This is a genomic window from Pigmentiphaga litoralis, assembly GCF_013408655.1.
In the GTDB taxonomy this organism is placed as follows: domain Bacteria; phylum Pseudomonadota; class Gammaproteobacteria; order Burkholderiales; family Burkholderiaceae_B; genus Pigmentiphaga; species Pigmentiphaga litoralis_A.
Genome location: NZ_JACCBP010000001.1, coordinates 1,034,992 through 1,056,640, shown reverse-complemented (window position 1 = coordinate 1,056,640; position 21,649 = coordinate 1,034,992). Strand labels below are relative to the sequence as shown.

The 21,649-nt window shown below is 65.8% G+C and carries 22 protein-coding genes; 15 read left to right on the top strand and 7 right to left on the bottom strand.

Annotated elements, in window-relative coordinates; genetic code table 11:
* Nucleotides 1–215: 215 nt before the first annotated feature.
* The 3 genes from HD883_RS04640 (at nucleotide 216) to HD883_RS04630 (ending at nucleotide 3,380) form a co-directional block, all read left to right on the top strand.
* The gene (locus HD883_RS04640) at nucleotides 216–1,583 is read left to right on the top strand and encodes a replicative DNA helicase (RefSeq protein ID WP_179587611.1); all 1,368 of its coding nucleotides are present in this window, start codon (nucleotides 216–218) and stop codon (nucleotides 1,581–1,583) included.
* A gap of 149 nt (nucleotides 1,584–1,732) precedes the next feature.
* Nucleotides 1,733–2,359 carry a DUF47 domain-containing protein gene (locus HD883_RS04635; protein WP_179587612.1) on the top strand — a complete coding sequence of 209 codons (627 nt, stop codon included), beginning with the start codon at nucleotides 1,733–1,735 and terminating at the stop codon, nucleotides 2,357–2,359.
* Between the two features lie 13 nt (nucleotides 2,360–2,372).
* A complete protein-coding gene (locus HD883_RS04630) occupies nucleotides 2,373–3,380 on the top strand; it encodes an inorganic phosphate transporter (RefSeq protein ID WP_179587613.1) in 1,008 nt (335 codons plus the stop codon).
* A gap of 117 nt (nucleotides 3,381–3,497) precedes the next feature.
* Here the strand turns inward: HD883_RS04630 and HD883_RS04625 are convergent, their stop codons facing one another.
* A complete protein-coding gene (locus tag HD883_RS04625) occupies nucleotides 3,498–4,607 on the bottom strand; it encodes a hypothetical protein (protein ID WP_179587614.1) in 1,110 nt (369 codons plus the stop codon).
* 184 nt (nucleotides 4,608–4,791) lie between these two features.
* Here HD883_RS04625 and HD883_RS04620 point away from each other — a divergent pair, with 184 nt between their 5' ends.
* From HD883_RS04620 to HD883_RS04605, 4 genes are read left to right on the top strand one after another with little or no spacing between them, the layout of a single operon-like run.
* Nucleotides 4,792–5,226 carry a DoxX family protein gene (locus HD883_RS04620; RefSeq protein ID WP_179587615.1) on the top strand — a complete coding sequence of 145 codons (435 nt, stop codon included), beginning with the start codon at nucleotides 4,792–4,794 and terminating at the stop codon, nucleotides 5,224–5,226.
* 32 nt (nucleotides 5,227–5,258) lie between these two features.
* On the top strand, nucleotides 5,259–5,579 hold the full coding sequence (locus HD883_RS04615; RefSeq protein ID WP_179587616.1) for a Dabb family protein: 321 nt from the start codon (nucleotides 5,259–5,261) through the stop codon (nucleotides 5,577–5,579).
* Entirely contained in the window at nucleotides 5,576–6,001 is a 426-nt protein-coding gene (locus HD883_RS04610; protein ID WP_179587617.1) for a PaaI family thioesterase, read from the top strand. The genes HD883_RS04615 and HD883_RS04610 overlap by 4 nt, the downstream gene beginning before the upstream one ends.
* Before the next feature lie 14 nt (nucleotides 6,002–6,015).
* Nucleotides 6,016–6,990, top strand: a complete 975-nt coding sequence (locus tag HD883_RS04605) for an alpha/beta hydrolase (RefSeq protein ID WP_218863233.1) — start codon at nucleotides 6,016–6,018, stop codon at nucleotides 6,988–6,990.
* Here HD883_RS04605 and HD883_RS04600 read toward each other — a convergent pair.
* The 3 genes from HD883_RS04600 to ygfZ all read right to left on the bottom strand — a co-directional run bounded on the left by HD883_RS04600 (nucleotide 6,951) and on the right by ygfZ (nucleotide 9,327).
* Entirely contained in the window at nucleotides 6,951–7,766 is an 816-nt protein-coding gene (locus HD883_RS04600) for an NRDE family protein (RefSeq protein WP_179587618.1), read from the bottom strand. The genes HD883_RS04605 and HD883_RS04600 overlap by 40 nt on opposite strands.
* 8 nt (nucleotides 7,767–7,774) lie before the next feature.
* Entirely contained in the window at nucleotides 7,775–8,095 is a 321-nt protein-coding gene (locus tag HD883_RS04595; protein WP_179587619.1) for a DUF4936 family protein, read from the bottom strand.
* Nucleotides 8,096–8,244: 149 nt separating this feature from the next.
* On the bottom strand, nucleotides 8,245–9,327 hold the full coding sequence (gene ygfZ / locus HD883_RS04590; protein ID WP_179587620.1) for a CAF17-like 4Fe-4S cluster assembly/insertion protein YgfZ: 1,083 nt from the start codon (nucleotides 9,325–9,327) through the stop codon (nucleotides 8,245–8,247).
* A gap of 44 nt (nucleotides 9,328–9,371) precedes the next feature.
* On the opposite strand from ygfZ, the gene mltG reads away from it, so the two are divergent.
* The 5 genes from mltG to HD883_RS27905 all read left to right on the top strand — a co-directional run bounded on the left by mltG (nucleotide 9,372) and on the right by HD883_RS27905 (nucleotide 13,825).
* Nucleotides 9,372–10,400, top strand: coding sequence for an endolytic transglycosylase MltG (gene mltG / locus HD883_RS04585; RefSeq protein ID WP_179587621.1), 1,029 nt, complete (start codon nucleotides 9,372–9,374; stop codon nucleotides 10,398–10,400).
* Complete coding sequence (gene tmk / locus HD883_RS04580; protein ID WP_373563308.1) at nucleotides 10,397–11,047, top strand: dTMP kinase; 651 nt, start codon at nucleotides 10,397–10,399, stop codon at nucleotides 11,045–11,047. Before mltG ends, tmk begins: the two co-directional genes overlap by 4 nt.
* Nucleotides 11,044–12,117: a DNA polymerase III subunit delta' gene (gene holB / locus HD883_RS04575; RefSeq protein WP_179587623.1), complete on the top strand. Its 1,074-nt coding sequence runs from the start codon at nucleotides 11,044–11,046 to the stop codon at nucleotides 12,115–12,117. Before tmk ends, holB begins: the two co-directional genes overlap by 4 nt.
* Before the next feature lie 39 nt (nucleotides 12,118–12,156).
* A complete protein-coding gene (locus tag HD883_RS04570) occupies nucleotides 12,157–12,927 on the top strand; it encodes a TatD family hydrolase (RefSeq protein WP_179587624.1) in 771 nt (256 codons plus the stop codon).
* A 163-nt stretch (nucleotides 12,928–13,090) separates the two neighbouring features.
* Entirely contained in the window at nucleotides 13,091–13,825 is a 735-nt protein-coding gene (locus tag HD883_RS27905; protein ID WP_179587625.1) for an ankyrin repeat domain-containing protein, read from the top strand.
* Between the two features lie 53 nt (nucleotides 13,826–13,878).
* Here the strand turns inward: HD883_RS27905 and HD883_RS04560 are convergent, their stop codons facing one another.
* Nucleotides 13,879–14,679, bottom strand: coding sequence for a GntR family transcriptional regulator (locus tag HD883_RS04560; protein ID WP_179587626.1), 801 nt, complete (start codon nucleotides 14,677–14,679; stop codon nucleotides 13,879–13,881).
* Between the two features lie 367 nt (nucleotides 14,680–15,046).
* Between HD883_RS04560 and HD883_RS04555 the strand changes: the two genes are divergently transcribed.
* Both HD883_RS04555 and HD883_RS04550 read left to right on the top strand, forming a co-directional pair.
* Nucleotides 15,047–15,997, top strand: a complete 951-nt coding sequence (locus tag HD883_RS04555; protein WP_179587627.1) for a fumarylacetoacetate hydrolase family protein — start codon at nucleotides 15,047–15,049, stop codon at nucleotides 15,995–15,997.
* A gap of 9 nt (nucleotides 15,998–16,006) precedes the next feature.
* Nucleotides 16,007–16,855 (top strand): polysaccharide deacetylase family protein, encoded by an 849-nt coding sequence (locus HD883_RS04550; protein WP_179587628.1) that lies wholly within the window; start codon nucleotides 16,007–16,009, stop codon nucleotides 16,853–16,855.
* 14 nt (nucleotides 16,856–16,869) lie between these two features.
* Here the strand turns inward: HD883_RS04550 and HD883_RS04545 are convergent, their stop codons facing one another.
* Both HD883_RS04545 and HD883_RS04540 read right to left on the bottom strand, forming a co-directional pair.
* Complete coding sequence (locus tag HD883_RS04545; RefSeq protein ID WP_179587629.1) at nucleotides 16,870–18,081, bottom strand: DUF1501 domain-containing protein; 1,212 nt, start codon at nucleotides 18,079–18,081, stop codon at nucleotides 16,870–16,872.
* A 33-nt stretch (nucleotides 18,082–18,114) separates the two neighbouring features.
* Nucleotides 18,115–19,782: a DUF1800 domain-containing protein gene (locus HD883_RS04540; protein WP_373563307.1), complete on the bottom strand. Its 1,668-nt coding sequence runs from the start codon at nucleotides 19,780–19,782 to the stop codon at nucleotides 18,115–18,117.
* 244 nt (nucleotides 19,783–20,026) lie between these two features.
* Here HD883_RS04540 and HD883_RS04535 point away from each other — a divergent pair, with 244 nt between their 5' ends.
* Nucleotides 20,027–21,610 (top strand): sensor domain-containing diguanylate cyclase, encoded by a 1,584-nt coding sequence (locus HD883_RS04535; RefSeq protein WP_179587630.1) that lies wholly within the window; start codon nucleotides 20,027–20,029, stop codon nucleotides 21,608–21,610.
* Nucleotides 21,611–21,649 lie beyond the last annotated feature (39 nt).

Sequence of the window (21,649 nt, the reverse complement as noted above, 5' to 3'; positions counted from 1 at the left end):
CGCAGGCATCAACGCAAGGATCCCCACCTTTCTGCCGGGTAAGTATCTTCGCATTGGCCGCGAGGATTCGCAGCAACGATACCCCCGCCCGAACCCGCCAGCCTATCCGGCGTTGCCCTGCGCGGGTTTGTCCGGTCTGCCAGGGGGGCGGGTACACTGTCGACCTTCAAGGCCGAATCGCAGGCCGAGTTCGATGTCAAGGTTGTGCCTCCTGAATGAACGCTCCAGATCCCCAGATTGAAAACCTACGCATTCCCCCGCATTCCGTCGAGGCGGAACAGTCCGTTTTGGGCGGCCTGCTGCTGGACAATGCCGCGTGGGACCGTATTGCCGATGTGGTGAAAGAAGAAGACTTCTATCGTTTCGACCACCGCATCATTTACCAGCACATTGCGCGGCTGATCGCGCTGGCCCGGCCGGCCGACGTCATCACTGTCTACGAATCCTTGCAGACGTCCGGCAAGGCAGAGGACGCCGGCGGTCTGGCCTACCTGAATTCGCTGGCGCAGAACACGCCGTCGGCTGCGAACATCCGCCGTTATGGCGAAATCGTTCGTGACCGGTCGGTGCTGCGCAAGCTGGTGACCGTGGCGGACGACATCTCGTCGGGCGCTTTCAATCCGCAAGGCAAGGACACCCGGCAGCTGCTGGACGAAGCCGAATCCAAGATCTTCCAGATCGCGGAAGAGGGCGCCCGTGGCGCAGGCGGCTGGCAGGAACTGCAACCGTTGCTGACCAAGGTGGTCGAGCGGATCGACGAGCTGTACCACCGCGACAGCACGTCCGACGTGACGGGTATCTCTACCGGGTTTTCGGATCTGGACAAGATGACGTCGGGCCTGCAGGCCGGCGACCTGATCATCGTCGCGGGCCGCCCGTCCATGGGCAAGACGGCGTTTTCGATCAACATTGGCGAAAACGTGGCGGTGGACCAGGGATTGCCGGTCGCCGTGTTCTCGATGGAAATGGGCGCGTCGCAGCTCGCGATGCGGGTACTGGGATCCATCGGCTACCTGGACCAGCACCGCCTGCGGACCGGCAAGCTGCTGGACGAGGACTGGCCGAACCTGACCCATGCCATCACCAAGATGCAGGATACGCAGCTCTACATTGACGAGACGCCTGCGCTGACGTCGATGGAAGTGCGCGCCCGCGCGCGCCGCCTGGCGCGCCAGTGCGGCACGCTGGGGCTGATCATCATCGACTACCTGCAGCTGATGTCGGGCAATACCGGCGGCGAAAACCGCGCCACCGAAATTTCGGAAATCAGCCGGTCGCTGAAGGGTCTGGCCAAGGAGCTGGGCTGCCCGCTGATCGCGCTGTCGCAGCTGAACCGAAGCCTGGAACAGCGTCCGAACAAACGCCCGGTGATGAGTGACCTGCGGGAATCGGGCGCTATCGAGCAGGATGCGGACGTGATTCTGTTCATTTATCGCGACGAGGTCTACAACCCCGACACGCCCGACAAGGGCACCGCCGAAATCATCATCGGCAAGCAGCGGAATGGCCCGATCGGCACGGTGCGGCTGACCTGGCAGGGGCAGTACACCAAGTTCCAGAACTTCTCGGCAGCGCAATACTAGGCGTGCGACCCGGCGCGCGCGATGGCATTGCCCGGGGCGCGTAGGAAGAAACACGCATTTTGCTGCCAGCCCCGGCATGAAGCTCTGCTAAACTGCGCCCGGTTTTAAACGCGTCACATATCTGTCATATGGCGCAATGAGAGGACGCGATGTTTGCACGCTTCATGCCTAAAGAGGCACGTTTTTTCGATATGTTCGTGGCCCACGCCGATCTGTGCAAACAGGGCAGCCGTGAACTCGTTGCGCTGTTGGCCAATCTGAAAGACGCCGACGTTCGTATCAAGAATATCGAGACGCTGGAAAAGAAAGCCGACAAGATCACGCACGACACGGTCGATCTGTTGCACAAGACCTTCATCACGCCGCTCGATCGTGACCAGATCCACACGCTCATCACCACCATGGACGACATCCTCGACCTGATGGAAGACGTGGGGCAGTGCATCACCTTGTACGACGTGCGCAGCGTCACCCCCGACGCCTGCGCGCTGGCCGACATCGGCGTGCAGTGCTGCGACCGCATCTTCATGGTCGTGAGCCTGATGCACGACCTGACGGATACCGAAAGCATCATGAAGATCTGCGGCGAGATCGATCGCCTGGAATCGGATGCGGATCGGGTCATGCGCCGCGGCATGGGACGCCTGTTCCGTGACGAAGCCGATACCCGCCAGCTGATCAAGATGAAGGCGGTGTACGAAACGCTGGAAGAGATCACTGACCGCTGCGAAGACGTCGCGAACCTGATTGAGGGCATCGTCCTCGAGAACGCCTGAGGCGATCGAGACCATGGATACGCTCCACATCAGTCTCACCACGCTGGTATTGCTGGTCGGATTGGCGCTGATTTTCGACTTCATGAACGGGTTTCATGATGCCGCCAACTCGATTGCCACGGTTGTGTCGACCGGCGTGCTCAAGCCTCACCACGCGGTGGCGTTTGCCGCGTTCTTCAACTTCCTGGCGCTGTTCATCTTTCACCTGAAGGTGGCGGCGACGGTCGGGAAGGGCATCATCGATCCGGGTCTGGTCGACCATTACGTGATCTTTGCCGCGCTGATCGGCGCGATCGCATGGAACGTGATCACCTGGTACTTCGGCATCCCCTCGTCGTCGTCGCACGCGTTGATTGGCGGCATCGTGGGCGCCGGTCTGGCCAGCGCCGGCCCGGCCGCATTGGCGGGCTCGGAAATCCTCTACGTGGTCGCCTTTATCGTGATCTCGCCCTTGCTGGGATTCTTCCTGGGCGGTCTGCTGATGCTGATCGTGTCGTGGCTGATGGTGGGGGTCAAACCCTTGAAGGTCGACAAGTGGTTCCGCCGCCTGCAGCTGGTGTCGGCCGGGTTGTACAGCCTGGGCCACGGCGGCAATGACGCGCAAAAGACGATCGGCATCATCTGGCTGCTGCTGATCGCCGCCAACGTGCCGGGCGCCCGCGAAGAAGTCCCGGCGTGGGTCGTCATCAGCTGTTATGTCGCGATTGCCCTCGGCACGATGTTCGGCGGCTGGCGGATCGTGAAGACCATGGGTCAGAAGATCACCAAGCTCAAGCCCGTGGGCGGCTTTTGCGCCGAGTCGGGCGGGGCGCTGACCCTGTTCCTGGCCGCGATCCTGGGCATTCCAGTGTCGACGACGCATACGATCACCGGCGCCATTGTTGGCGTGGGCACGACCCGCAAATTCAGCGCCGTGCGCTGGGGATTGGCCGGCAATATCGTGTGGGCGTGGATCCTGACCATTCCGGCCTCGGCATTGGTGGCCGCCGGGGCGTGGTGGGTAGGCAAAGCGCTGTTCTAAGGACGGCGATGATCCAGGGCAGCAGCCCCGTTCGTGGCAGCCGGCCCGCCCAACGGGTTTGATGCGTGGCGTAAAAAAGGCGGTGTTCGCAAGAACGCCGCCTTTTTTTTACCTTGGCTACACGCTGGCCGGACCCGTGCGCCGCTTGGGGGGCACCACATATTGCCGCAGCAGGCCCGCGGCTACGCCGGCGTAGACCAGCACTGCCGCCGTGACCCATCCGGCCCGCAACTGCACGCCGTAGAACGCGCCGGTGATCAGGGCGCCGGCCAGCCAGACCGCACCCAGCAGCACGAAGGATCCCATCCACCGCCACGCGACCCGGTCGGCCGGACGGTGGCGGCTGGCGCGGAACTGCAGCGCCGCCGCCGTCAGCAGGACAACCATGATGGGCAGGGCCGGCACGCGGGGCACGATGCTGTCACCCGCCGCCATGCCGGCCAGGCCCAGGGCCCACCACACGGCGAACGGCGCGATGATGGCCGCCAGCGTGCGCTGCCGGATCAAGGCGCCAGGAAACAGCAGCAGCACCGCCATCAGGGTGCAGCCGAACACGGTCGTGGCGGTGTGGCTCACGACCATCAGGTGGCGGAAACTGTCGCCCGCGACGGCCAGGTCCCGCGTGCGATAGAGCGTGGCCGCCGACACCGACAGCAGCACCATGACCCCGCTCAGCCCGAACCAGCGCGCCGCGGCGGCTGCCGGCCGCACCAGCCATACCCCGACTGCCAGCATGAAGGCCGCGCTGGACAGGCCTTGCCGCCACCACCAGGCCGAGGGCAGGGCGCTGATGGGGCGCTGGGCGGGGGTGACCACGGTCTGCGCCAGCGCGCCGAAACGCGTCTTCCAGCTGAGCAGCACCGGTTGTTGGAGCAAACCAGCCAGATGCGACTGGCGGGCAAAGAAGCGCTGCTGGTTTTCGACCGTGTCCAGATGACTGGCGGTGGACGCTAGGTCGTCAGCCCGGACCCGGATGGCGCCACTGCCGGTAAACGTGGCTAGATCCAGCAATTGGGCGTCCTGTCCCAGCGCATGCGCCGGCCCATAGGGAACGGCATCGGCCAGGACCCCATGTTCGGATTCCCCGGCGCGCAGTTCCAGGCCCAGCCAGGGTTGCTGCAAGGCCGCCCACAGGACAATCGCGTTCACGGCAAGGCATGCCAGCAGCGCCAGAAGGGCGATGCGGCCGGCATGCGGGTGCCTGAAAACGACGCGGGGAAGGGGCATGAACAAATGGGACATCCAACAGGTATGTGGGCGGATGATGCAGTAATCCTGGAAGGTGTTCAATCGCGTGGGCGCAGCGGTCCGTAAGGATGAAGGCGGATGGCCGGAAAAGTGAGTAATCGCGTAATATCGCTGGCGTTGTGTAACGTGCAGTCGTCATCCACCCCCACTGAGCGCCGCCACCATGACACCCACCCCGATCGCCCGTCTGCTTGATTCCCCCGCCGTGAATGTGTTTGCCCGTGTGCTGCTGACCTTCATGTACTGGGGCAGCGGACTGTCGAAGCTGATCGACTTCCAGGGGGGCGTCGGCGAAATGGCGCACTTTGGCCTGGAGCCTGCCTGGCTGTTCAATGTGATGACCCTGGTGGTGCAACTGGTTGGCTCGCTCATGATCATCTTCAACCGCTACGCCTGGCTGGGCGCGGGTGCGCTGGCCGTGTTCACCATCGCGACGATCCCGGTCGCCCACGCGTTCTGGACCATGCCGCAGCCGGCGGCCACGCTGGAAATGTATGTCGTCATCGAGCACATTACCGTGCTGGGCGGCCTGCTGATGGCTGCCATCCTGGCGCAGCGATCGACGCGGGGCGGGGCGCTGCCCGGGCGCGCGGCGTAACGCCGCCTTATTTCTTATTTTTCAGGACCAGCATGATTCGCCATATTGTGATGTGGAAGCTCAAGGACCACGCCGAAGGCGCCAGCCGCGCCGACAATCTTGCGAAGGTGAAAGCCTCGCTGGAAAGCGTGAAGGACTGCGTGCCCGGCATCGTCGAATTCGAAGTGGGCATTGCCACGCCCGGCATGGAAGCAACGTTCGACGTGGTGCTCAATTCGCTGTTCGACAGCCAGGAAGCGCTCGATGCCTACCAAGGGCATCCGACCCACGTCGCCATCAAGCCTTTCATGTCGGCCATTCGCGCCGGACGGGAGTGCATGGATTATGTCGTGCCCGCACGCGCTGATCGATGACGCGTCCCGCAGAAGGCCCCCTGACACCGCCGTCCATTCCGTTTCTTGACTGGCTGGGCGGGGAATTCATCATTGCCGAAGCCGGGCGGTGTGAAATCCGCCTGCCCATGCACCCCCATCACCAGAACAGCTGGCACGTGGGGCATGGCGGCGTGATCATGACCCTGCTCGACGTCGCCATGGCCAATGCTGCCCGGTCGGACCATCCCGAGCGGCCTGGGGCGGCCACCGTCGAAATGAAAACCACCTTTGTGCGGCCCGGCAAGGGCGCGGTGCTGGTGGCGCATGGGCATTGCTACCACCGGTCCACCACCATGGCGTTCTGCGACGGTGAATTGCTGGACGAAGACGGCGCCCTGGTCGCCAAAGGCACCGGCACGTTCAAGTTCATACGCAAGTCGCTGGCGACGCCGCAGCGATGAGCGTGGGTGGCCCGATGGCGTTCCCCCCGCTGCAGCACCCGCGTCCGCTGGATCCGCAGGTGGCCGACCTGGTGTCGCGCATCCACCGGGCGAACCGGCCGCCGTATTGGCAGTGCACCCCCGAAGGCGCGCGCGAATTTCACGAGAAGGCCAGCAAGATCCTGGAGATTGCGGCGCAGTCCGTGGCCGACGTGCGCGACGTGGACATTCCCGTGGCGGGCGGACGCATTCGCGCCCGGCTATATGCCGGGCATCTGGCCGCCACCACGGCGCCGCTGGTGATCTTTACCCATGGCGGCGGCTTTACCATCGGCAGCGTCGACAGCTACGACGCCGTCTGCCGCATGCTGGCCAACGGCGCGGCCTGCAAGGTGCTGTCGCTGGACTACCGGCTTGCGCCCGAACATCGCTTTCCCACCGCCGCGCAGGACGTGTTCGACGCCTGGGAGTGGGCGTTTGGCGAACATCGTGAACTGGGCATCGACCCCTATGCGGTGGTCGGCATGGGCGATAGCGCCGGCGGCACGCTGACGGCGCAGGCCACGCTGCGCGCGCGGGACGGCGGCTTGCCCTTGCGCGGCCAGATCCTGTTGTACCCGGGCACCTGCGCCTGGCAGGACACGCCGTCCCACGCCGCCTATGCCAACGGCTACCTGCTGGACGCCAGGACGGTCCAGTGGTTCTTCAGCAATTATCTGCGGGACGACGCCGACCGCCTGGACTGGCGGTTTGCCGTGCTGGATGCGCCGGACTGGCGCGGCGTTGCGCCAACCTTCCTGCAACTGGCCGAATGCGATCCGCTGGTTGACGAGGGACTGGCCCTGGCCAACCGCTTGGCAGCGTCCAACTGCCATGTGACCTGCACCGTCTATCCGGGCGCCGTCCACGCCTTCTACAACATGGGCGGCGCGCTGCGTGTCGCCCGGCAGGCGCACCGGGACAGCATCGCCTATTTGCGGTCGGTCTTTGACATCGCGAACGTGGCCTGACGCACCTGGGCGGGCGCCATCGCGGCTGCCTGTTTGGCGTTGTCAAAACTGCGTTCCACCACCTCGGCCTGGTCGTTCCTGACCTGGATGACGGTCTGGGCGCGCGTGCCGTAGGTCGGGCTGACAATAAAGGCCGATGACAGCGTGCGTTCCCATTCGATCGGGACGCCGGTGCTGGGCAGGTCCAGGTCTTCGGCTTCGGCCGGATCGCTGAGCAGGGCCAGGTAGGCGGGCACCTTTGCTTCGGTGGCCTTCAGCATGGCCAGGTGGCCCGCCGTCCGCACGACCTTGGGCCAGGGCGTGTCCAGCACGGCGTTGGACAGACCATACACCCCCGCTTCAAGGGACACCGGCGCCACGGTCGGGTAGCCGCCCGGGCGATGCCCGAAATACCAGAGGGCGGGGTGGTCCCCGTTCAGGATGCCGGTGACCAGATTGAATCCATTGAACTGGCCGGCGCTGCGCGCCACGGTGTCCAGGTAGGCGCCGGGCGACGCCGTGCCGGTCAGGAAGTCGGCCACCAGGTGCCCGCGCGACAGCAGGTTGGCCCGGTAGGTGTTGGCTTCACGGTAGTTGGTCAAGGCCGCAAAGCGGCCGGACCGGGTGACGCCCATCCAGGTGCCGCCGGCCATGAGGTCACGGCCGGCCCACAGGTCGGGGGCATCGTCCCACCAGTCGGCCGGGGCTGTGGGACGGGTGTAGAACTCGTCCCGGTTGGCCACGACCACAAGGCGCTGGGGGCCGGTGGGATCCCAGGCGAAGGCAATCAGACACATGTTGCAAATTACTCGATGCTGCCGAAGTCGAGGGAAACGGGAATGTCCTCGAAGATTTCTGCGTGACGCGGGCTGGCCAGCCGCGCGCTCAGGCCCGAACTGATCGCGGCCGCGTTGATGGCGTGTTCCAGCGCGCCGATATCCCACACATTCTCGTAGGTTTCCATCCAGGTGCTGACTCCGTCGCGCAGTTCCGGACGGCGTTGCAGCGCGGTGCGGTCGCACCAGGGCTTGCCGGCGTCGAGCACCTGGAAGGCCAGCAGGCGAGCCGCTGCCTGATCGGCGTCGGCAAGCTTGTAATACACGTAGAGATGAGAAGACACGGACATGGGACGACCCTTCAGTCAAAAAAAGCAGGCACCCCTGGATGGCGGGGCGGCAGTGGGCCGGAGCGGCTGACGCGGATTCCGGACGCCGTGGGCGGCGTCCGGTCATCCGGGCAGGGCGTCTGTGTTTCCTGGGCGCGGGCGGCCAGGGGTCAGGCGCCCTTGTCGGCCAGGGGATAAGGAAGCGGGAGCACCGTCAGCACAGGGCCATCGGCGGCGCCCAGGTGCACCGTGCCACTGTCCATCGAGACGAACGTGCTTTCGAACAGCACGGCCACCTGCGACGGGGCGGTGTCGCCGGGCTGGGCGGACAACGCCGCGTTGACCACCCGGCCGCAAGGCTGGGCGGGGTCGGCGCTGTGGAAAATATCGGTGCCGGGCAGGGCGGCGGTTTGCATGGCCTTGGCCTGCACGTCGGCCGCCTGGGCGGTGGCGCGGAACATGCGGCGCTTGAGCTTGCCCAGGTAATGGCTGCGCGCGACCACTTCCTGGCCCGGATAGCAGCCTTTGGTGAAGCTGACGCCACCCACCAGTTCCAGGTTCACGGTCTGGGGCACGAATACGTCTTGCGTGGCGGCGATGATCCAGGGCAGGCCGGCGGCAATGTCATCGGCCTGCCAGGCCGACGCGTCGGCCCGCAAGGCGGTGGCGCCCAGCATGCCGATGGCGGCTGCCACGGTGTCTTCCGTGCCCACCCACCACCAGCGCGCGTGCACGCCGTCGGCCGATTCGGTGGCCGCCGGGGCCGCGATCCACGTGCCGCTGGGCAGATCGACCCGGTCCCAGGCGCCGCGCGGCAGGTCGCCAAAGGCCGCGTTCAATGCGGCGATGCCGCCCTGACGGGCCGTGACGCCAATGACCTTGAGCGGCGCCGCAGCCAGCTTGACCTTGGCGCGCAGCACGAACATGGACAGGCGCTTCTGGAAGGCGGCGGCCAGATCGGACGACACCATCAGGTAGCATCCGCCGTCGGCGGCCTGGGGTTCGGTGCGCGCGTTGTCCATCCACACCACGCCGCTGGCCAGCAGACGGCCCTTGGCCGTGCAGTAGCCGGCCAGACGCGCCTGGTGGGCGCCCAGCGACTTGACGTCCTGCGTCAGCTGGCCTTGCAGGAAGGGAATCGTGTCGGCGCCGGCGGCGTGCACCACCGACAGCATGTCGAGCGGCGTGAGGGCGACAGCGCCTTCGGCCAGCCCGGCTGCGGGAACAGGGGATAATGCGTGGAGCGCATGCATAGTGGGTAAGCCCCGGAAGATGATCGAAGTATTATAGGCAGCCCATGCAAAAACCACATTTCTCCAACAAACGACTGATCGCAATCGTGATCCTCGTGCCCTTGCTGCTGGCCGGTCTTGTCGCCGCCGGTGGCTTCTATTGGCTTCGTGCGCCCCTGGCCCTGTCGGCCGACAAGGTCGACTTCGTGATCGACGAAGGGTCGAGCCTGCGCAGCATCGCCCGGCAGCTGCAGAAAGCCGGGATCCCGGTTCATCCCGATGCGCTGGTCGCCTTTGCGCGCCTCACCGGCACCGATCGCAAGGTCAAGGCGGGCGGGTACGAGATCGTCCGGGGGGATTCGCTGTGGACGGTGCTGAACCGCCTGACGCGTGGCGACGTGACCCAGCGGGACGTGACTTTTATCGAAGGCTGGAACTACCGTCAGATCCGGGCGGCGCTGCGCCGGCACCCCGACATCCGCCATACCCTGGACGGCGTGGACGACGCGACGCTGCTGACGCTGCTGGGCACCACCGCCACCCATCCCGAAGGGCTGTTCTTTCCGGACACCTACCTCTTTTCGGTGGGGTCGAGCGACATCGATATCCTGCGGCGCGCCTATCGCGCCCAGGCGCATGAGCTGGAAGTGGTCTGGGACAAGCGCGCCGCCGATCTCCCGCTGAAGACGCCGTACGAAGCGCTGATCCTGGCGTCGATCATCGAAAAGGAAACCGGCCACGAAGCCGAACGGGACCGCATTTCGGGCGTCTTCATCAACCGGCTGCGGATCGGCATGCCGCTGCAGACCGATCCGACCGTGATCTACGGCCTGGGCGAGAGCTTCGATGGCAACCTGCGCCGCCGCGACCTGCAGGCGGATACGGCGTGGAACACCTATACGCGGCGCGGGCTGCCGCCCACCCCGATCTCGAATCCTGGCCGGGCATCCTTGATGGCGGCCGTGCTGCCCGAGCCGCACAAATACCTGTATTTCGTGTCGCGGGGCAATGGCACGAGTGCTTTTTCCTCTTCGCTGGACGAACACAATCGCGCCGTGGGCACCTATCAGCTGGGCCGCGGCCAAAAGAAATGATGAGCACACCGACTTCCTTACCGCCGCGCGGCCGTTTCATCACCCTGGAAGGGGTGGACGGCGCCGGCAAGAGCACGCACGTTGACTGGCTGGTGGCGCAACTGCGCGACCGGGGCCTGTCCGTGGTCCAGACGCGGGAACCCGGCGGCACGCCGCTGGGCGAAAAGCTGCGCGATTTGCTGCTGAACGACCCGATGCGGCTGGACACCGAAACGCTGCTGATGTTCGCGGGCCGCTGCGAGCATCTGCATACCGTCATCCAGCCGGCGCTGGACGCCGGGCAGTGGGTCGTCTGCGACCGGTTTACCGACGCCAGCTACGCCTACCAGGGCGGTGGCCGCCAGCTGGGCGCAGCGCGCATTGCCGCGCTGGAAGCCTGGGTGCAGGGCGACCTGCAGCCGGATCGGACCTGGTTGTTCGACGTGCCGCTGGCCGTGGCGCGCGAGCGCCTGAACCGGTCGCGAGACCTGGACCGCTTCGAGCGGGAAGGGGACGCTTTCTTTGAACGGACCCGCGCGGCCTACCATGCGCGCGCCGACACGTCGGGCGGGCGTATGCGCATCGTCGATTCCAGCCGCAGCATCGACGCGATCCGGGAAGACCTGGCTGCGGACCTGGCCGGGCTGCTTGCGGGTTGGCCGGCATGAGCGTGCCGCAGTTCTACCCCTGGCAGGTGGAAACCGCGCGGGAATGGCTGGGCGCGCAGCAGCGGGAACGGTTCGCCCACGCATGGCTGATCCACGGCCTGGCTGGCATCGGCAAGGTCGAATTTGCCCGTGCCGCGGCGGCGGCGCTGCTGTGCGAGTCGCCGCAGGGCGGGCTGGCCTGTGGCGTGTGTTCGGCATGTACCTGGTATGGGTCGGGCAACCACCCGGACTTCCGGCGCATCCGCCCCGAAGCCGTGGCTTTGGCCGAAGGGGTGCTGGAAGACGCGCTGGATGGCGACATGGACGAGCCGGCCGAAGCGGGCAAGGCAGCCAGCAAACGCGCGCCGTCCAAGGAAATCCGGATCGAACAGATCCGGTCGATGGAATCCTGGGTCAATACGGGCACGCACCGGGGCGGTTTGCGGGTGGTCGTGCTGTATCCGGCCGAAACGCTCAACACCATTTCGGCCAACGGGCTGCTGAAGGTGCTTGAGGAACCGCCGCCCCACACCGTGTTTCTGCTGGTGTCCGACGCCCCAGACCGCCTGTTGCCCACCCTGGTATCGCGGTGCCGGCGTCTGCCGCTGGCCACGCCGCCCGCCGACGTCGCCCTGCCGTGGCTGGAAGCGCGCGGCGTGAAAGACGCGGCGGCGCAATTGGCTGCGGTAGGCGGTGCCCCCGTCGCCGCCGCGCGCCGCATCGAAGCCGATATTCCGGTGCGGGCCGACTGGCTGGAAACGCTTGCGCAAGCCCTGGCGCGCGGCCAGGCGCCCGATGCCGGGGCGCTGGTCGACACGCTGGACAAAGTGCCCGCCACCGAATGGATCGACGCGCTGCAGCGCTGGTGCACCGATCTGGCGCTGCTGCAGGCGGGCGTGCCGGTGCGCTATTTTCCCTCGTTGGCCGACCCGCTGGGCAAGGTGGCCGCACGGGCCAGCCGGCATGCCGTGGCCGATATGGCGCGCTGGCTGACCCGCCAGCGCCGGATTGCGGCGCACCCCTTGAACGCCAAGCTGTTCGCCCACGACGCGATGCTGCGTGTCACGGCGGCGTGCCTGAAAGCAGCCTGACGGCCCGACCCATTCCCTTTTTAGAGCTGACCTGTCGCCATGTTCGTCGATTCCCACTGTCACCTGAACTTTCCTGAACTGCGCAAGCAATTGCCCGACATCCTTGAGGCCATGGACCGAAATCAGGTGGGGCATGCGCTGGTTGTGAGCGTGAACCTGCCGGATTGGCCCGAACTGATGGAAGTCGTGCACAGCCAGCCCAGGCTGTGGGCGTCCGTAGGCGTGCATCCGGATTACGAGGACACGCCAGACCCATCCGTGGAAGAGCTGGTGCGGCTGTCGGCCACCGACAAGGTGGTGGCGATTGGCGAAACCGGACTGGACTATTACCGACTGACGGGCGACCTGGAGTGGCAGCGGGAGCGTTTTCGCCGCCATATCCGGGCCGCGCGCGAGGTGGCCAAGCCCCTGATCATCCACACCCGGTCGTCGTCAGAAGACACGCTGCGGCTGATGCGGGAAGAGGGCGCGGCGCAAGCCGGCGGCGTCATGCACTGCTTTACGGAGTCCCAGGCGGTGGCGGATGCCGCCATCGACCTGAACTTCTACATCTCGTTTTCGGGCATCGTCACGTTCAAGAACGCCAAGGAACTGCACGAGGTCGCGCGCACCATTCCGCTGGACCGGCTGCTGATCGAGACCGATTCGCCCTATCTGGCGCCGGTACCCCATCGCGGCAAGCTCAATGACCCGTCCAAGGTAATCCACGTCGCGGAGCGGATTGCCGATTTGCGAGGGCTGACGGTGGCCGAAGTGGCCAAAGCGTCGACCGATAATTTCTTCCGTCTTTTCAAAGGGATAGCGCATTGACTTGATGCTCTTGCATATTCTGAGCATCCCATCGCGATCTTGAGACTTCACTTGAGGTTGGTGTGGTTAACGCCAAAAACATGCTTATGAATCAAGTGCTTGCCCAACATATTGAAGGTGAATGATGTCTAGTCGTTTCACGCATTCCGCATATCGTTTGGCAGTGTCCGCCGCTGTCGTGGGTGGGCTGGCCGCCGGTTGGATGGTGCCGAATCCTGCGCAGGCCCAGACCCAGAGTCAGGGCCAGCCCAGGGCGCAGGCCGCCACAGCAGGGCAAACCGCCAGCAAGCCGGCGACCGCTCCAGCCGATTTCTGGATCGATATCGCCAACGACCGCGCTGCCAACGTCAAGAAGTTCCTGGCCAAAGGCGTGAGCCCGAATGCCGTCAACGGCAATTCGAACAGCCCGCTGCTGGAGGCGATCAAGGTCGAGGCCTGGGATACCTACGCGGTGCTGATGGCCGACAAGCGCATCGACCTGAACCAGCGCAACTTGCTGGGCGAGTCGCCGCTGATGTATCTGGCGATCAAGAACGACCTGGCTCGCACCAAGGCGATGATCGACCGCGGTGCCGAAGTGAATCAGCCCGGCTGGACGGCCTTGCACTACGCAGCCACGGCAGGCGCCGATGACATCGTCCGGTTGCTGATCGAGAAATACGCCTATATTGACGCCGAATCGCCCGACAAGTCGACGGCGCTAATGATGGCGGTGCGTTACGGCCATGAATCGACCGTGAAACTGCTGCTGGATGAAAGCGCCGATGGCTATGCCCGCAACGAGGCCGGCAAGAACGCAGTGGACATCGGCAATGAAACGGGGAACCAGCGTATCGCCCAATACGTGGTCGAGCGCCTGAACGAAGAGAAGCGGCGCAAGGCGGCGTCGGGGCGCTGACAGGGCACCTTTACGGGGAAAGCGCCGGGTGAACCGAATTCCAGCTTTCCGCGCTAACCTGTTGATCTGTTTGATGTTATAGGGAGCGTCCGCAGCGCTTCCACCACGACCTGGGCAGGCCGCAGGATGTGTTCGCGTGCCAGTGCCACCGCCTTGCCCACATCGCGGTCCAGGGCGGCATCCATCAGCTCCCGGTGGTCCGCATCGGGATCGCTTAACTCGATCCGCCGGGCAAACGCCCGATATCGCTCGGCGTGCAGGAACATCTGTTCCAGCGCTGCCAGCATCCGCTGCGAACCACAGGCGCTGACCAACGCCATGTGGAAGGCGCGATGGGGCTCATCGAAGTGCGGGTTGCCCATCGGCGGCTCGGTGCTTTCGTATCGGGGCACCTTGCGCACGCGGTGATACGCAACGATCACGCGTTCTTCCCACACGCTGTCTCCCCGGTTGATCGACGCTGTCAGTGCCGCTTCGGACATGAGCAGGCGGGCTTCGCACAGGTCCATCGCGTCGTCGGCGGTCACCGGCGCGGCCAGAAAGCCGCGCTGTTCGGAATGGTGGACCCAGCCTTCCGCAGTCAAACGGTTCAATGCTTCCCGCAAGGGAATGACGCCGCAGGCATAACGGGCGCTCAGCGCCTGGATGCGCAGGCGTGCGCCCGGAACCAGCCTTGCACTGATCAGGTCGTTGCGCAGCGCCTGGTACACCAGGCGGATCAGCGTGGGCCGCGGCTCCGCGCCGTCATGCGGTGCCGGCGTGCGGGCAGGCGACCGCGAGGGCAACTCGGCCGGCAACCTGGCTGGCAACTCAGGCGGCAAATCGGGCGGGATGGAACCGTTGGGATCAGTCACGGTTGAGTAAGTAGTCAGGACTCGCGCATTGTACGGTGGCTTGTCGGTCTACCTACAATCCCTGAATGTCGCCTCGAAAATATATGATTTAAGCTCTGGCACCGCCTCGAGCTGGTGCACGGCGGTGCCCGCCGCTGCCTGTTGCCCACTGGGATCACACAGGCCGAGCGGCCCCTGCTTGCGCGTGGCTTCCGACCTTGCCGCTGCGACGGACACCGCAGGCGTGCCCGCCAGTCGCAGCGTGAAGCCGCCTGGTGCACGCAGCCTGCCGAAGCGCACGTTGTGCCGATCTGTCGCCGACCCGGCGTGAATGCAGCCGCCGGCCGGCCAAAATTCTGTAAATACAATGACTTGAAAGGGGAATGTCATGCGAATCATCACGTTTTCGCTGACGCCGGATGGTGGGCCGCGACCGGGTTTGTGGCTAGACGATGGCGGTGTGCTGGACGTGCAGCGCGCGTTTCATCTGGCTGTCGCATCGGGCACATTGCAGGCCCCGCCCGACATGGCCGAGGCCTTTACCTCGGTGCACGGCATCATTGCGCATGGCTACACCGCGCAGCGCGTGCTGTTCTGGATGGCGACTGCGGCGCGAAGCATCGCCATGGCCGCGGCGCGCGTGGCCCGTGAAGACATCCGCCTGCTGGCGCCGATTCCACGGCCAGCCAAAAACGTATTTTGCGTAGGCCGCAATTACGTCGACCACGTCAAGGAAGGCTACGCGGCGCAGGGTCTGGCGGTAAAGCTGCCCGAACACATCCAGCTGTTCAGCAAGCCGCCCACGACCGTGATCGGGCCGGGCGCCGGCATCCCTTACGACGCCAAGGTGACCCAGAAGCTGGACTACGAAGTCGAACTGGCCGTCGTGATCGGCAAGACCGGGATCAATATCGCCGAAGCCGACGCCTACGAGCATATCTTCGGCTACACGATCATCAACGACATCAGCGCGCGCGACCTGCAGCGCCGGCATGACCAGTGGTTCAAGGGCAAAGGGCTGGATGGCTCGTGTCCCATGGGGCCCTGGATCGTGACGGCCGATCAGATCCCCGATCCGCAAGATCTGGCGCTGACCCTGTCGGTCAATGGCGAGCTTCGGCAGCAGGCGCGCACCTCGCAGATGATTTTCGACCTGCGGCGCATCATTGCCGAGCTGTCGCGCGGCATGACGCTGGAGGCCGGAGACGTGATCGCGACCGGCACGCCCTCGGGTGTCGGCTATGCCATGGATCCGCCGGGACTGCTGTCGCCCGGCGACATCGTGGAATGCGAAATCGAGCACATCGGTACGTTGGTCAACCCTGTCATTGCTGTCTGAGGAGTCCCCATGCCGTATCCGCACCGTGACGTGCCTGCCACCTGGCCCGCGCAACGCCCGCTGGCCGTTCCCATCAGCATCATGCTCGAAGGCTGGGCCGACGACACCGCACCGGGCATCGGCCCCATGGGCAATCCGCTCAAGGCGGGCGTGCTGGACCGGCAGGCGATTTCCTGGGCCGAGTACGGCGCCAAGGTCGGCGCCTGGCGCATTCTGGATCTGCTGGACCGGCACCAGGCCCGGGCCGTGTTCTATGTCAGCGGCGTGGTGGCCGAACGCTATCCGGACCTGCTGGCTGCGATCGTGCAGCAGGGGCACGTGGTTGCCGGGCACAGCTGGAGCCAGCACATGATTCCGGCCTATCTGTCGGAAGCTGAAGAACGGCAGGACATTGCCCGCTGCACCGAGGTACTGACACAGGCCAGCGGCAGCCGGCCCATGGGCTGGATCAGCCCGCGCTGCACGCCCAGCCGGTCAACGGCCCAGTTGCTGGCCGAGGCGGGGTACGCCTGGCATGCGGATACCTTCGATTCCGATGTGCCGTATGCGCTGGACACCCCGGCCGGCCCGATCACGGCCATGCCGTTCTCGATGGAAATCAACGACATGCCGCTGTCGGTGCGGTATGGCAATGAACCGCAAGCCTATACCCGCGCGCTGGCCCGCGTGCTCGACAACTGGGGCCTGCTGGGCACGCCGGCCTGCCTGGACATGACGCTGCATGCGCATGTATACGGCCGTCCGGCTGGCGCGATCGAATTCATTCACGCCATTGATCTGGTGCGCCGCCATGAACAGGTGGCGTGGCTGACGCATCATGCCGAGCTGTCGGACATGATGGCGACGCAGGTCCGGTAAGGCGTCCCCCGCCGTCACACCAGGTCCAGCCGCCCCGGCGCGACGCCCTTGAACACGGTTTCCAGCTGGTCCGGGCGTAGCCCGTACAGCCGCTGGAACACGCCGCCGAACACGCTGCGGTAGTCGTTCAGCACCGGATAGTCCCGGTCCTGGAACAGGGTGGCCTGGCTGACGGCGACCTGTTCGCCTGCGATCCGCCCGCCCCGGACGTTGCCGCCCATCACCCAATAGACGGTGCCGTGGCCGTGGTCGGTGCCGCGGTTGCCGTTTTCGCGGAAGGTGCGGCCAAATTCGCTGATCACCACGACCACCGTGTCTTTCCAGGCCGGGCCCATCTCTTCGGCAAACCCCGCCAGGCCGCGTCCCAGTTCGTCGAAGCGGTTGGCCAGGTAGCCGGTCGCGCCGCCCTGGCCGACGTGGGTGTCCCACCCGCCCACATCCACGAAACCGATCTGGAACCTTGACGCCATCAGTCGCGCCATGCGGCGTGCGTCCCGCTCGAAGCCTTTGGCGGACACGGCATTGCGGCTGGCCGCGTCCATTTCCTTCGCGGCGGCTTCCTGCACCGCATCGCGCACGGCAAAACCTTCGGCAACCTGCGCTTTCCAGGCCGTCTGCTCGTACATGGCGGTGATCGCGGCGGCCTGGCGGGCGTCCACCCCGCCTTTGCCTTGCGCGCCCAGCGCCACGTTGGGCACCTGCGCGTCGCCCCGGAACACCAGCGGCGGCTGGCTGGTGAACGCGACCGGGGCGGGGCGGGAGCGATCGGCATTGAGCACCCCGGCCAGCCGGCCCAGAAAGCCGGACTGATAATCGCGGCGGGCAGTCAGCGCCTGACCCATTTCGACCGTGTCCTGCGTTTCGAAGTGACTGCGGCTGACATCATCGGTGCCCGCAAAGGGCACCCAGGCCAACTCGCCCCGTTGATAGAGGGGATATAGCGACTTGGCCAGGGCGGGATGCAGCCCCCAGTCCGCCGTCAGGGGCAATGCCGCGCCAGGGTCTGCGGCGGCGCCGGCCGCCGGTCGGGCGATGGCAAGCGTGGGCCGCGACTGATAGTAGAAGCTGCTGGAGATCGGCACGAGCAGGTTCGCCGCGTCGTAGGCGCCGCGAAGGAAGACCACCAGCAGCCGGGACGATCCGGCGGCCGGCGCGGCGTACAAGGCGCCGCCCCGCGCGGCCAGCGGCAGCAGGGCCAATCGTTTGAGCAGGTCTCTACGGTGCATGTCGGCTCCTTGCGGCAGGGTAAAGGGCGCCGGTCACCGCGCCATGAATTCCGGGGAAGCCAGCAGCAGGGTGTTCCATTCCTGCTGGGACGTCGCCTGTTCCAGCGCCGCCCGGGTGCCGGCCGCCAGGCGATCGCGCATCGCCTGGTAGTAGACCTCGTTGGCCAGTTGGGGAAAGGCGGGGGCCGGCGCGGCATCGGGGGCATCGCCCCGGAACAGGCCGGCGCTGCTGTATCCCACGGTCCGGGCAATCTCGAAGCGGGTCGTCATCTGGCCGGACCCCGACCATGCGTCCGCCGTCAGGGGATAGCCATCGGGGGTTTCGTGGCCATACAGGGGCTGGCCCAGGCGGCCAAGCCAGTTCTGGATGGGCGCAACGTTCAGCACGGGGCGATCGCCATAGGCCAGCCGGACGGCGGACACGACGTAATGCAGCGGATCCTTGAACTTGCCGGGTCCTTCCAGCGACGCGGCAAAGGCCGGCGACTGGAACAGCGTGCGCATGACGGCGCCAATGTCGCCCTCCGTGCGCGTAAAGGTGGCCGCCATGGCGTCCACCAGGGCGGCGGGCGGATCGTCGGCCACAAAGGCCATCGCCAGGCGCTGGCTGATGTGTCTGGCCGTTGCCGGCGATCGGCTCAGGCGGTCCAGGGCCTCGTCGATCTCGGCCAGGCCTTTGCGAGTCAGCGGCGCGCCCAGCAGGACCTTGTCGCCGTTGTCGTGCCGTGCCGGATTGAACTCGAACAGGCCGTCGCGCACGTACGCGTCGCGTTGGCGGGGGGGCAGGGCAGGCGGATCACCCGCGGTGCGCACGCCCAGGCCGGTCAGCACGCGGGCCAACTCCTGTACGTCGTGCTGGGTGTATCCGCCCCCCACGCCCAGCGTGTGCAGTTCCATCAGTTCGCGCGCAAAGTTTTCGTTGATCCGCCGGTTGGCGTTCTGATCATTGTCCAGATAGCGCAGCATGGCCGGATGGCGGGCCGTGGCGCGCAACAGGTCCCGGAAATGGCCCAGGGCATGCGGGCGGATGGCGCGATCCTCGAAGTCACCCACCAGCACGCGCAGGTCGCGTTTGCCGGCGTAGACATTGAAGTGGTTCACCCAGAACGCCGTCATCTGTTCCTGCAGTTGCCGGGGCGAGTACAGGTCGCGCAGCAGCGACCGGGCCGCGGCTTCGCGTTGCAGGCGGTTCATTTCCTGTTGCCAGGCAGTCTGGGCGGCTTTCTTTTCGGCGTCGTCCGTCAGGGTACGCAGGGTTTTCTGCCGGTCTTCCATGTCGGCGGCCAGCGCGGCCACGGGTTGCCGGGTCAGGGTCATGGCGTCGATCTGGGCCTGCACGGCGTCGGGCAGCGGTGCGTGGGGGTCGGGCCGCAGTTGGTCATCCAGGAAGGCGGCCGTGCCCATGACGGCGATCTGCCGCGCCGACGACGGCGTCGCGCCCCAGGTGACGCGGTTCAGCAGTCGTTCCTGGGCCGTGGGCGTGTTGGCCAGCAAGGGGTAGCCGTCCGCGTTGCCGTGACGGCCCGGTGGCGTGGCGCAGGCGGTCAGCAGCAAGCCCAAGGTCAGGCAGCTGGCCCACCGCACGCGGGTAGGCCAGCTGCGGGCGCTTCGCGCGGCCTGGCGGGCCATGGCGGGGACGGCAGCGGGGGCAGCGGGGGCAGCGGGGGCAGCGGGGGCAGGGCGGGCATTCCACAACAGCACGAAGGGGTGTCTCCAGCAACCAGGCCACACGATAAACGGTGCGGTGGCTATCAGCATGCGCCTGATTACCTTTCATTGTGCTGGACAGTTGTCACATGGATGCGGCGTCATCGAGCGCCAGACTCGCCGCAACGGAAGGAAAGTACGTAGAATCGATGAGCCGCCGTGCACACCGATGGTGCGCGGCGTTCCAAACCGATCGACAACCGATCGACCGCCGCAGTTCACGCCCCCGCGGATCACCTTGCGGGCCACCCTCACGGAGACGACGATCGCCATAGCCTCGCCCACGCCCGTTCCGCCCAGCGGCAGTCCGTCCGCCAGTCGCACACCCGCGTCGTCGATCCGTAATCTCAAGCTGGTCCAGAGCCGCCATCGGCTCGCCATCCTGGTTACGTTGGCCTTGACCTTGGTCGTGCAGTGGTCGGCCACCCTCTATTGGGTCGTTGCCGAGGGCAATGCCACACGGCTGCGCGCCGAAGACGTCTTGCGGCAGATGACGATCGCCATGCGCGAGCAGTCCGAACGGCTGCTGCACGACGTCGATTCGTCGGTCAAGACCGCGAAGTTCTGGATGGACACGCATCCGGGCGACGATCCCCGTACCGATCCGGAATTCGGCCGCCTCATTACTTTGCTGCGGGATTCGTCGGGTGGGCTGATCGACATTCATGTGGTGTCCACCGACGGGCTGTCGTACAGCCTGCCGGCGCAGCGCGGCGTCGCGCCGCAGAACGTGGCGGACCGGGACTTCTTCAAGGCCTACAAGCAGTCGCCTGCATCGAACATGATGATCGGCGCGCCGGGACGCACGCCGGGCACCCTTCAGCTGGCGGTGCCGGTCGCGTCCAGGCTGGACCGCCCGCTGCATGGCATTTCAATGGTCTACGCGTCGATCGAGATCCGGCACCTGAGCGGCATGTACGAAGACATCCGCTTCAAGCCCAACGGCACGGTGGCGCTGCTGCGGGACGACGGTGTCGTGCTGGTGCGGGCGCCCTTCGTGGAACAGTACGTGGGCAGGTCGATCGCCGATGGCTACGACTACCTCCGGCACATCAAGAATGGCCAGTCGGGCATGTATATGTCGGGCAATTCGGCGCTGGACGGGCTGGAGCGGCTGGTCAGCTTCATCCGGCTGACCGACTATCCGCTGACCGTGATTGTGTCGGCCGGCGGGGAGGACACCTTTCGCGCCTGGAGAGAAACTCGCCGCCTGTCCATCATCACCGGGCTGGTCATTTCGGCGCTGCTGCTGGCCGGCGCCCTGGGCGGCTTCTACGTGCTGGGCGTGGTGCAGCAGTCCGAAATCACGCTGCGCCGGCTGGCCCTGTTTGACGCACTGACGGGCTGGCTCAACCGCCATGCCTTCGACGACGCCGCGCAGCGCGAATTTACGGTGGCGGGCCGCCAGTCACGGCCTTTGACGGTCATGTCGCTGGACATCGATCACTTCAAGCGGGTGAACGACACCTACGGGCATGCGGCCGGGGATATCGTGCTGCGCAAATTGAGCCGGCAGTGGGGCAAAAGCTTGCGGTCGTCCGACATCACGGGCCGGCTGGGGGGCGAGGAATTCGCGGTGATCATGCCGGACACGGGCGCCGAGCAGGCGGCCGACATTGCACGGCGGCTGCTGGAAGAAACGCGGGCGCTGGTGATCGAGGTCGATGGCGCCATGATTCAGGTCACGCTGAGCATTGGCCTGGCCACCCTGTCACCTTTCGATTTCAGCTTTGACGACCTGCTGCGGCGGTCCGACGACGCGCTGTATAGCGCCAAGCGGGAAGGGCGCGACCAGGTGGTGGTCGCGCCGTCGCAAAGCTGACCGGCTGACGTAGATCAACGGCATCTACATCAACCGCAT

Excerpts from the sequence above, each read along its gene's own strand:
- HD883_RS04640 (WP_179587611.1), top strand. The coding sequence starts at position 216 with ATGAACGCTCCAGATCCCCAGATTGAAAACCTACGCATTCCCCCGCAT.
- HD883_RS04635 (WP_179587612.1), top strand. The coding sequence starts at position 1,733 with ATGTTTGCACGCTTCATGCCTAAAGAGGCACGTTTTTTCGATATGTTC.
- HD883_RS04630 (WP_179587613.1), top strand. The coding sequence starts at position 2,373 with ATGGATACGCTCCACATCAGTCTCACCACGCTGGTATTGCTGGTCGGA.
- HD883_RS04625 (WP_179587614.1), bottom strand. The coding sequence starts at position 4,607 with ATGCCCCTTCCCCGCGTCGTTTTCAGGCACCCGCATGCCGGCCGCATC.
- HD883_RS04620 (WP_179587615.1), top strand. The coding sequence starts at position 4,792 with ATGACACCCACCCCGATCGCCCGTCTGCTTGATTCCCCCGCCGTGAAT.
- HD883_RS04615 (WP_179587616.1), top strand. The coding sequence starts at position 5,259 with ATGATTCGCCATATTGTGATGTGGAAGCTCAAGGACCACGCCGAAGGC.
- HD883_RS04610 (WP_179587617.1), top strand. The coding sequence starts at position 5,576 with ATGACGCGTCCCGCAGAAGGCCCCCTGACACCGCCGTCCATTCCGTTT.
- HD883_RS04605 (WP_218863233.1), top strand. The coding sequence starts at position 6,016 with ATGGCGTTCCCCCCGCTGCAGCACCCGCGTCCGCTGGATCCGCAGGTG.
- HD883_RS04600 (WP_179587618.1), bottom strand. The coding sequence starts at position 7,766 with ATGTGTCTGATTGCCTTCGCCTGGGATCCCACCGGCCCCCAGCGCCTT.
- HD883_RS04595 (WP_179587619.1), bottom strand. The coding sequence starts at position 8,095 with ATGTCCGTGTCTTCTCATCTCTACGTGTATTACAAGCTTGCCGACGCC.
- ygfZ (WP_179587620.1), bottom strand. The coding sequence starts at position 9,327 with ATGCATGCGCTCCACGCATTATCCCCTGTTCCCGCAGCCGGGCTGGCC.
- mltG (WP_179587621.1), top strand. The coding sequence starts at position 9,372 with ATGCAAAAACCACATTTCTCCAACAAACGACTGATCGCAATCGTGATC.
- tmk (WP_373563308.1), top strand. The coding sequence starts at position 10,397 with ATGATGAGCACACCGACTTCCTTACCGCCGCGCGGCCGTTTCATCACC.
- holB (WP_179587623.1), top strand. The coding sequence starts at position 11,044 with ATGAGCGTGCCGCAGTTCTACCCCTGGCAGGTGGAAACCGCGCGGGAA.
- HD883_RS04570 (WP_179587624.1), top strand. The coding sequence starts at position 12,157 with ATGTTCGTCGATTCCCACTGTCACCTGAACTTTCCTGAACTGCGCAAG.
- HD883_RS04555 (WP_179587627.1), top strand. The coding sequence starts at position 15,047 with ATGCGAATCATCACGTTTTCGCTGACGCCGGATGGTGGGCCGCGACCG.
- HD883_RS04550 (WP_179587628.1), top strand. The coding sequence starts at position 16,007 with ATGCCGTATCCGCACCGTGACGTGCCTGCCACCTGGCCCGCGCAACGC.
- HD883_RS04545 (WP_179587629.1), bottom strand. The coding sequence starts at position 18,081 with ATGCACCGTAGAGACCTGCTCAAACGATTGGCCCTGCTGCCGCTGGCC.